Here is a 9373-nt window from a genome sequence, read left to right on the forward strand (position 1 = left end):
TCAGCGGTCGTCTACGTCACGTCCGCGCGGTGGTTCCGCCGGGAATACGACGTGGCCGTCCTGGTGATGCCCGTCCAGCTCCTTGACCAGGTCCTGGAGTTCGGAGCGGATCCAGTCACGGGTGGCGACCTCGCCGAGGCCGATGCGCAGGGCGGCGATCTCGCGGGTGAGGTATTCGGTGTCGGCGATCGACCGCTCGTTCTGCTTGCGGTCCTGTTCGAGATTGACCCGGTCGCGGTCGTCCTGCCGGTTCTGCGCGAGCAGGATCAGCGGAGCGGCGTAGGAGGCCTGGAGGGACAGCATCAGGGTCAGGAAGATGAACGGGTAGTTGTCGAAGCGCAGGTCGCGGGGCGCGAAGATGTTCCACACCACCCACAGGATGATCACGAACGTCATCCAGACGATGAACCGCCCGGTGCCCAGGAACCGCGCGATCCGCTCCGACAGCCGCCCGAAGGCCTCGGGGTCCCATTCGGGCACCAGCCGTCGGCGCGGCGGCAGCGGCTGGTCCAGCCGGATGCGCGGCCGGGTGGCCGCCGTCGCCCCGGAGGCGGTGCGCTCGCGGGTCTCGACGCGCGGCTCGCGTCCGCCCTGCTCAGGCGCCATGGGGAGCCCCCTCGTCCAGATGGAACTCGGTCTCGCGCCAGTCCTCCGGCAGCATGTGGTCCAGTACGTCGTCCACGGTCACCGCGCCGAGCAGTGAGCCGCTCTCGTCGACCACCGGCGCCGCGACCATGTCGTACGTCGCGAAGAAGCCCGCCACCACCGGCAGCGCGGCATCCGGCGCCAGCGGCATCAGATCGTCGTCGAGGAGCGCGCTGACCAGCGTGTACGGCGGGTCGCGAAGGAGCCGCTGGAAGTGCACCGTGCCCAGGTACTTGCCGGTCGGCGTCTCGTCCGGCGGACGGCACACGTACACCTGGGCGGCGAGCGCGGGGGACAGGTCCTGGTTGCGGATGGAGGCCAGCGCGTCGGCGACGGTGGCGTCCGGCCGCAGCACGATCGGCTCGGTCGTCATCAGACCGCCGGCCGTCTTCTCCTCGTACGCCATCAGCCGCCGTACGTCGGCCGCGTCGTCCGGCTGCATCAGCGTCAGCAGCCGCTCCTTGTCCTCCTCGGGGAGCTCGGCGAGCAGGTCGGCCGCGTCGTCCGGGTCCATCGCCTCCAGGACGTCGGCGGCCCGCTCCTCCTTCAGCTTGCCGAGGATCTCGATCTGGTCGTCCTCGGGCAGCTCCTCCAGGACGTCCGCGAGACGGTCGTCGTCGAGGGCGGCGGCCACCTCGGCGCGCCGTTTGGGGGAGAGGTGGTGCAGGACGTTGGCGAGGTCGGCCGGGCGCAGCTGCTCGAAGGTGGCGAGGAGGCTCTCGGCGCCCTGCCCGTGCTCCTCCAGCGAGAACCCGGTCACGGCGGACCACTCGACGGTCAGCGTCTCGCCCTTCGCACGCCGGAACGCCCCGCCGGCCTTCCCCTTCCGTACGAACACCCGGTCGATCTCCCAGTCCCGGCGGGCGGGCAGCTGCTGCATCGCCACGTCGAGGACGGTGACCTCCTCGCCGGTCTCCACGAGCGTGACGCGCCGGTCGAGGAGCTCGCCGAAGACCAGACGCTCGGTGGGCCGCTGCTCGAAGCGCCGGACGTTGAGCACACCGGTGGTGATGACCTGGCCGGACTGGATGGCGGTCACCCGGGTCATGGGCAGGAAGATGCGGCGCCGGGTGGAGAGTTCGACGACGACCCCGAGCAGTCGCGGCGGCCGGCGGCCGACCCGCAGCATGGCGACGAGGTCGCGGACGCGCCCCACCTGGTCGCCGTTCGGATCGAAGACGGGGACACCGGCGAGGTGCGAGACGAAGATCCGGGGGGCGCCTGCTGCCATGCGCCGCGCCTCCATTTCGTACGCCAATGTCCGCTGAAGTGGGCTTCAGGCTAGCCCGTCCCGGTCGGATACGCCCTGGTGGGCGGTGCGGACGGACTGCCTCCGTCGGCCGTGTGCGACCCGGGTACGCTGCCGTACGCCGCTGAGGACCCCCGCACGAGAGGCGCCCCACCCGTGACTGTACTTCCCACTGGCCGCCGTACTCGCAGGGTCGCACTGGTGAGCGCGGTGGGCGTACTGGCGGTGACGGGGACCGGGCTGACGGGGTGCAGCGGTGAGGACCCGGACGCGGGCACCAACGGAGTGGGCAAGCTTTCCGCGGCGCAGATCGAGGCGAAGTCGCGAAAGGCCGCTCAGTCCGCCGACGCCGTACGGCTCTCGGGGAACGTGGTAACCAATGGCGTCACGTACAAACTCGACATGCGCCTGAAATCGGACGGCGGCACCGGCTCCGTCACCTCCAAGAGCGGCACCTTCCGGCTGCTGCGCGTGGGCGAGCACCTCTTCCTGAAGGCCGACGCCGTGTTCTGGAACCACGAGGACGGCAAAGGCGACGACGGCGGCTCGGACACGGCGGCCGCCGACAAGCTCGACGGCATGTACGTGAAGGTCCCGCAGGACGACCCCGCCTACAAGCGCTTCAGCGGCTTCACCGACAAGAACGTCCTCCTCGACGGCCTGCTCACCCTGCACGGCAAGCTCGCCACCGACGGCCATCACGAGCAGAGCGGCGTCCGCACGATCCGCATCACCGGCGACAAGGGCTCCGGCGGCACCCTGGACGTCTCCCTGAAGGGCACGCCCTACCCGCTCCGGCTCGTCCGCGCGGGCGGCGCCGGCACGCTCAGCCTCACCGACTGGGGCAAGGGCTTCTCCCTGGAGGAGCCGAAGAAGCAGCAGGTCGTGGACTACGGGCAGCAGCTGCCGTCGTCGTAGTGCTCCAAGGCTTCAGGACCGCCCGCCCCTGGCTACTTCTTGTGCTTCTTCCTGAAGAGCAGGCGGGGCAGGGCCGCCGGGATCGGCTGCCGGGTCGTCGCCGGGGTCGGCAGCGGGGGTGCGGCGAGCGAGCCGTCCGGCAGTTCGGCCGGGTTGCCCGACGGCTCCAGGCGCAGCACCCGGCACTCGCTCGCCCAGCGCTCGGGCATCGCCTCGCCGTCCGGCGCGTTCAGCCGCTTGCCCTTCAGTTCGGCGACCGCCGCCTCCCACTGAGCGGACCGCGGTGCGAGCTCCACGACCTTCGCGGGCCAGGCGACCAGCCGGCCGCCCTTGTCCTTGCTGCGTACGGTGACGACCGCGCTGCCGCCGTCGGTGAGCCCCGGCAGCGGCTGCTCGCCCGGCCCGTCGCCGACCACGCACACCGCGCCCTCGTGCCACACGTGCCACAGCGGGCGGTCGACGCCCTCGGCCGAGGGGGCGGGCGCGCCGCTGCCCGCCACCCAGATCAGCCCGGACTTCTTCGTGGCCTCCTCGACGAGGGCCTGGTCGAGCAGCTCGCTAGTCATGGGGCAAGACTAACCAGCCCCGTCACAGCCAGCCGTTGCGCTTCAGCGTGCGGTGGATCGTGAGACAGACGCCGACGGTGAAGCCGAGCACCAGCGGGTAACCGAACTTCCAGTGCAGCTCCGGCATGTACTGGAAGTTCATGCCGTAGACGCCGCAGACCATGGTCGGTACGGCGACGATCGCCGCCCACGACGTGATCTTGCGCATGTCCTCGTTCTGCGTGACGGACGCCTGCGCGAGGTTGGCCTGGAGAATCGAGTTGAGCAGCTCGTCGAAGCCGAGGACCTGCTCCTGGACGCGGGCGACGTGGTCGGCGACATCGCGGAAGTACTTCTGGATGTCGGGGTCGATCAGCCGCATCGGCCGCTCGCTCAGCAGCAGCATGGGGCGCAGCAGCGGTGCGACGGCGCGCTTGAACTCCAGTACCTCGCGCTTGAGTTGGTAGATCCGGCCGGCGTCCGTGCCGCGCGGCGTGCCCTTGCGCCCGGGCGAGAACACCTCCGTCTCCACCTCGTCGATGTCGTCCTGCACGGCGTCCGCGACCGCGAGGTACCCGTCGACGACGTGGTCGGCGATGGCGTGCAGCACGGCCGAGGGGCCCTTGGCGAGCAGCTCGGGGTCGTCCTGCAGCCGGTGGCGCAGCGCCCGCAGCGAGCCCTGGCCGCCGTGCCGGACGGTGATGAAGAAGTCCCGGCCGGTGAAGCACATGACCTCGCCGGTCTCCACGACCTCGCTGGTGGCGGTGAGCTCGTCGTGCTCGACGTAGTGGATGGTCTTGAACACGGTGAACAGCGAGTCGTCGTACCGCTCCAGCTTGGGCCGCTGATGGGCCTGGACGGCGTCCTCGACGGCCAGCGGGTGCAGTCCGAACTCGCCCGCGATACCGGCGAATTCGGCCTCGGTGGGCTCGTGCAGGCCCATCCAGACGAAGCCGCCGTCGCGGCGCACCTGACGCATCGCCTCCTGCGGCGTCAGCGGCTGGGGGCTCGCCACACGGGCGCCGTCGCGGTAGACGGCGCAGTCGACGACGGCGGAGGGCGTCGCGGGGTCACGGGTGGAGTCGTAGGTGCCGCTCTCCTTGCGCAGCGTGGGACGGGAGGGCCGGACCGCGGCGCGCAGGTCACGGATCATCGACATGGCAGGCTCCTTCGCAATGGAAGGCCGCCTGCGACGGTTGGAACTGCCCGGAATGGGGACGTCCTGACTACGGATGTTCGGCACGTCCACAAAGCGGGGAGCACCGCACCGTCGCGGTGGCAGCTTCGCTACTGATTCGGATCAGTTCGCTACTGATTCAGATCAGACAGATCAGACACATCAGGCGGAAACGAAGCGCTCTTCCGTGGGTGCATCGGGACAACGCTGACACGTATGCACGCGATGGTGAGAGGAAGCAGCTGGCAGAGCTACGGAACTCAGCGGCCGGAAGAGCGGGTGGTACTGCACGGTCGACTTCGGTCCATTGCAGCCCCACCTCCTCCGGTCGGTCCCCCGTGAGGGACGATCCAATCTCCCGCGACGGGGAGCCCCCTGAGGGGAAGTATCAGGCGTCGGAGCTTGAAAGCGACGCTTCAGCGTGCTGCCCCGACCAGCGGCCAAGACTATCAGCGCGCCGAAGCGTCAAGTCGCCGCTTTGCCCGTTGCTGACGAGTTCTATGCTCACCGCATGGTTGATGTTCTTCCTCTGGTCGAGGCCCGGTTGCACTCTGCGCTGGGCGAACCCGACGCGCGGGCCGCGGTCACCTTCCTCGGCACCGACCGCATCGAAGTGCTGCGCTTCACAGACGGGGACGTCGTCCGGTACGCCACGCTCGGCATGTCCGCCCGGCCGATGGCGGACCCCACGGTGGTCGTCGCCGACCCTGTGAAGGGCCCGCGCGCCGAGCTGGTCCTGTCCGTACGCGCCGGCGCGGCCGACACCGACAAGGTCCTGCGCCCGCTCGCCGTGCTCGCCGCGTCCCCGCAGGTCGAGGGGCTGATCGTGAACCCCGGCGCCTCGCTCGACGTCGGCGAACCGCTGTGGCCGGGCGCGCCCTTCAGCTCCGTCCTCGTCGCCGAGTCGGGTGGCCTGGTGGAGGACCTGGAGCTGGACGAGCCCGCCGAAGCCGTACGGTTCCTGCCGCTGCTCCCGATGACGCCGAACGAGGCCGCCTGGAAGCGGGTGCACGGCGCGGCCGCACTCCAGGAGCGCTGGCTGAGCCACGGCACGGACCTGCGCGATCCGCTGCGCAAGTCCGTTCCGCTGGACTGACTCTGATCCCGGGTCAGCCGGCGAAGACCGCGACACCGTCCTCCGTGGCGTGCTGCGGTCGCAGCTCCTCGGCGTCGTCGGTCAGTGCCCTCCGCCGTACGAGGACGACCGCCGCGCCGGTCACGGCCGTGACCGCGGCGACGACGAACGGCATGTGGATGTCGCTCCACTCCTCGATCTTCGGCGCGAAGTACGGCGCGGCCGCGGCGGCGAACCAGCGCACGAAGTTGTAGCCGGCGCTCGCCACCGGCCGCGGCGCGTCCGAGACGCCGAGGGCGAGTTCCGTGTAGACGGTGTTGTTCACGCCGATGAAGGCACCCGACAGGATCGTGCAGACGACGGCGGTGGTGTGGCTGCCGTAGCCGAGGACGAGGACGTCGGCGGCGAGCAGCACCAGGGAGCCGCCGAGCACCTTCAGCGAGCCGAACCGTGCCTGCAGACGCGGGGCCACGATCACCGAGAAGACGGCGAGCAGCACACCCCAGCAGAAGAAGACGGCGCCCGACTTGTACGGGCTCATGTTCAGCACGAACGGCGTGAAGGCCAGCACGGTGAAGAACGTGTAGTTGTAGAAGAACGCCGAGACGGCCGCCGAGGCGAGTCCGCCGTGGCCCAGCGCCTTGATCGGGTCCAGCAGCGAGGTCTTGCGCGCGGGCTTCGGCTGCTCCTTCAGGAACACCGTGATGCACAGGAAGCCGACCGCCATCAGGAACGCGGTGCCGAAGAACGGGTAGCGCCAGCTGGCGTCCCCGAGCAGCGCGCCCAGCAGCGGCCCGCACGCCATGCCGAGCCCGAGGGCGGACTCGTACAGCAGGATCGCCGCCGAGCTGCCGCCCGCCGCCGCGCCGACGATGACGGCGAGGGCCGTGGACACGAACAGCGCGTTGCCGAGGCCCCAGCCGGCCCGGAAGCCGACGAGTTCGCCGACCGACCCGGACGTGCCCGCGAGAGCGGCGAAGACCACGACGAGCGCTAGCCCGAGCAGCAGGGTCTTCTTGCCGCCGATACGGCTGGAGACGAAGCCGGTCACCAGCATCGCGACGGCGGTGATCAGGAAGTACGACGTGAAGAGCAGCGAGACCTGGCTGGGGGTGGCGTCCAGGCCCTTGGCGATGGACGGCAGGATCGGATCGACGAGGCCGATGCCCATGAAGGCGACGACGGACGCGCCGGCGGTCGCCCAGACGGCCTTCGGCTGCCGCAGGAGGCTTCCCGTGGCCGCTTCGAACGGGTCCCCGTCGGCGGGACCTCCTGTGCTGGTGTGCATGGCCGCTCCTTGCGTTGCCGGAAGCTGATCGTTGCCGTATGCACATAATAAGTTAGGTCGACTAATTAATGCAAGATGCATCTAGTTCTGTGGGGTGACCTCGGGTGACAGGCACACGCCGGACGGGTGATCGTCCTTGACGCGGCGAAGGACGGGGAGGACCGTGGAGCCCTATGAGGGGCGAACCCAGTTGCCCGAAGTGTGGTGGCCGGGTCAGGGCTCCCGGACTCTTTGCCGACTCCTGGCAGTGCGATGTGCACGGGGCGGTGCATCCGCTGCAGCCCGTGATCCCGCCCAGCGTCGAGGCCCTCGGTGTGGTGGTCCATCGTGCCCGCGTACCGGTGTGGATGCCGTGGCCGCTGCCGGTCGGCTGGCTGTTCACCGGCGCGGGCTTCGCCGGTGACGACCGCAGCGGCGGACGCGCCACGGCCGTGGCCTGCTCGGGGCCCGGACCGCTCGGCGGCATAGGGGAACTGCTCCTGATCGCCGAGGAGCTCGGCGTCGGCCTCGGCGCCCGGTACGCAGGCATCGACGGACCCGACCCCGGCCCGTACATGAGCGTCGAGAAACCGCCCCAGGCCAAGGTCCTCGCCGCCGGACGCCCGACCCCGATGTGGCATGTCTCCGGCACCCCCGACGACCGCGCGGTCTTCGCGGGCGAGGCGCTCGGGCTGTGGCTGTGGGCGGTCGTGTGGCCGGAGCAGTCGGGACTGCTGATGTACGACGAACTGGTGCTGACCGACCTGCGGGACGCGGGCGCCGAGGTGGACCTCCTGCCGTGCGGGGCGCTGTCGCCGCGCATCCTGGAGCCCTGACGGAGCACGTGGTGGGGTGCGGGGTGGAGCACCCGGTGCAGCGTGCGGCGGCGTGCGTGACGGAGGGCGTAGGCGCGCACCCGTGTTGTAGGGGGCGTACCCGCGCTGCGGGTGTGACACGAGGGCCTCGGATTTCCCGTTATCCTTGAGCGTCCCCTCCGCCCCGTCACCGCCTGGAGCCCGCGTCGTGCGCATCGATCTGCACACCCACTCCACGGCGTCCGACGGCACGGACACCCCGGCCGAACTGGTCCGCAACGCGGGCGCGGCCGGTCTCGACGTCGTCGCGCTGACCGACCACGACACGAGCCGCGGATACGCGGAGGCGATCGCCGCGCTGCCCGAGGGGCTGACCCTCGTGACCGGCGCCGAACTCTCCTGCCGCCTCGACGGCATCAGCATGCACATGCTGGCCTACCTCTTCGACCCCGAGGAGCCCGCCCTGCTCGCCGAGCGCGAGCTGGTCCGGGACGACCGGGTCCCGCGCGCGAAGGGCATGGTCGCGAAACTCCAGGAACTGGGCGTGCCTGTCACCTGGGAGCAGGTGGCGCGGATCGCGGGCGACGGCTCGGTCGGCCGGCCGCACGTCGCGACCGCCCTCGTCGAGCTCGGCGTCGTGGCGACCGTGAACGACGCGTTCACCGAGGACTGGCTCGCCGACGGCGGCCGCGCCTACATGCCGAAGCACGAGACCGACCCCTTCGAGGCGATCCGGCTGGTCAAGGGCGCGGGCGGCGTCACCGTCTTCGCCCACCCCGCCGCCTCCAAGCGGGGTCTGACCGTGCCCGAGTCCGCCGTGGCGGAACTCGCCGCCGCCGGACTCGACGGCATCGAGGTCGACCACATGGACCACGAGCCGGCCACCCGGGCGCGGCTGCGCGGCCTCGCGGGCGACCTCGGGCTGCTCGCCACGGGCTCCAGCGACTACCACGGCAGCCGCAAGACCTGCGTGCTCGGCGAGTTCACCACCGACCCCGAGGTCTACGGCGAGATCACCCGACGGGCCACCGGCGCGTTCCCCGTGCCGGGCACGGGCGGAAACCGCTCCGCCGAGTAACTTCCGGGTGGGCGCCATTCGTCCCCCCGGCACCCTCCTGCTTCGACGTTCGCGTCCATGACGCCCGGCGCCCGCCGCCGTGCGCGCTCGTTCCGTGCCTGCCGCGGAACGCCTGTCCACGCGGTGACGGCCCTCTGTGCCGTTCCGTGCTCGAAACCCCTCGCAAGGCCTCCCCATGTTCGACGTCGCCGTCTTCGGTTCCCTCTTCCTCACCCTCTTCGTGATCATGGATCCCCCCGGGATCACGCCGATCTTCCTCGCGCTCACGGCGGGCCGCCCGGCCAAGGTGCAGAAGCGGATGGCGTTCCAGGCCGTCTGCGTGGCCGGCGGCGTCATTGCGGTGTTCGGCCTGCTCGGGCACCAGATCCTCGACTACCTGCACGTCTCCGTACCCGCGCTGATGATCGCCGGCGGGCTGCTGCTTCTGCTGATCGCCCTCGACCTGCTCACCGGCAAGACGGACGAGCCCAAGCAGACCAAGGACGTCAACGTCGCCCTCGTACCGCTGGGCATGCCGCTTCTGCACCTTGGCCGGGCGGCCCGCCGTGAGCGCGAGGAAGATCGGCGTGATCCCGGGGGGATCCATGATCACGAAGAGAGATCG

The 9373-nt window shown here is 70.5% G+C and carries 10 protein-coding genes; 5 read left to right on the forward strand and 5 right to left on the reverse strand.

Annotated features, from left to right (window positions below):
• A complete protein-coding gene (locus tag ACN6LB_RS26585) occupies positions 1–606 on the reverse strand; it encodes a DUF1003 domain-containing protein (protein WP_356146135.1) in 606 nt (201 codons plus the stop codon).
• Positions 596–1876: a magnesium transporter MgtE N-terminal domain-containing protein gene (locus ACN6LB_RS26590; RefSeq protein WP_356146139.1), complete on the reverse strand. Its 1281-nt coding sequence runs from the start codon at positions 1874–1876 to the stop codon at positions 596–598. Before ACN6LB_RS26590 ends, ACN6LB_RS26585 begins: the two co-directional genes overlap by 11 nt.
• Before the next feature lie 174 nt (positions 1877–2050).
• Here ACN6LB_RS26590 and ACN6LB_RS26595 point away from each other — a divergent pair, with 174 nt between their 5' ends.
• Positions 2051–2812, forward strand: coding sequence for a hypothetical protein (locus ACN6LB_RS26595; RefSeq protein WP_445028120.1), 762 nt, complete (start codon positions 2051–2053; stop codon positions 2810–2812).
• A 32-nt stretch (positions 2813–2844) separates the two neighbouring features.
• On the opposite strand, the gene ACN6LB_RS26600 is transcribed toward ACN6LB_RS26595, so the two are convergent.
• Together ACN6LB_RS26600 and ACN6LB_RS26605 are read right to left on the reverse strand one after the other, a co-directional pair.
• Entirely contained in the window at positions 2845–3378 is a 534-nt protein-coding gene (locus ACN6LB_RS26600) for a hypothetical protein (protein ID WP_445028121.1), read from the reverse strand.
• A 22-nt stretch (positions 3379–3400) separates the two neighbouring features.
• A complete protein-coding gene (locus tag ACN6LB_RS26605) occupies positions 3401–4516 on the reverse strand; it encodes a magnesium and cobalt transport protein CorA (RefSeq protein WP_356146148.1) in 1116 nt (371 codons plus the stop codon).
• Between the two features lie 529 nt (positions 4517–5045).
• Between ACN6LB_RS26605 and ACN6LB_RS26610 the strand changes: the two genes are divergently transcribed.
• Positions 5046–5630 (forward strand): suppressor of fused domain protein, encoded by a 585-nt coding sequence (locus ACN6LB_RS26610; protein ID WP_356146151.1) that lies wholly within the window; start codon positions 5046–5048, stop codon positions 5628–5630.
• A 13-nt stretch (positions 5631–5643) separates the two neighbouring features.
• Here the strand turns inward: ACN6LB_RS26610 and ACN6LB_RS26615 are convergent, their stop codons facing one another.
• A complete protein-coding gene (locus ACN6LB_RS26615; RefSeq protein ID WP_445028122.1) occupies positions 5644–6897 on the reverse strand; it encodes an MFS transporter in 1254 nt (417 codons plus the stop codon).
• Positions 6898–7070: 173 nt separating this feature from the next.
• Between ACN6LB_RS26615 and ACN6LB_RS26620 the strand changes: the two genes are divergently transcribed.
• From ACN6LB_RS26620 to ACN6LB_RS26630, 3 genes are all read left to right on the forward strand, one after another.
• Positions 7071–7712, forward strand: coding sequence for a DUF6758 family protein (locus ACN6LB_RS26620; protein WP_356146162.1), 642 nt, complete (start codon positions 7071–7073; stop codon positions 7710–7712).
• Positions 7713–7899: 187 nt separating this feature from the next.
• The gene (locus ACN6LB_RS26625; RefSeq protein WP_445028123.1) at positions 7900–8769 is read left to right on the forward strand and encodes a PHP domain-containing protein; all 870 of its coding nucleotides are present in this window, start codon (positions 7900–7902) and stop codon (positions 8767–8769) included.
• 175 nt (positions 8770–8944) lie between these two features.
• The coding region (locus ACN6LB_RS26630; protein WP_445028124.1) for a MarC family protein at positions 8945–9373 on the forward strand (429 nt) is incomplete at its 3' end.

This window comes from Streptomyces sp. SAS_270, from assembly GCF_052543295.1.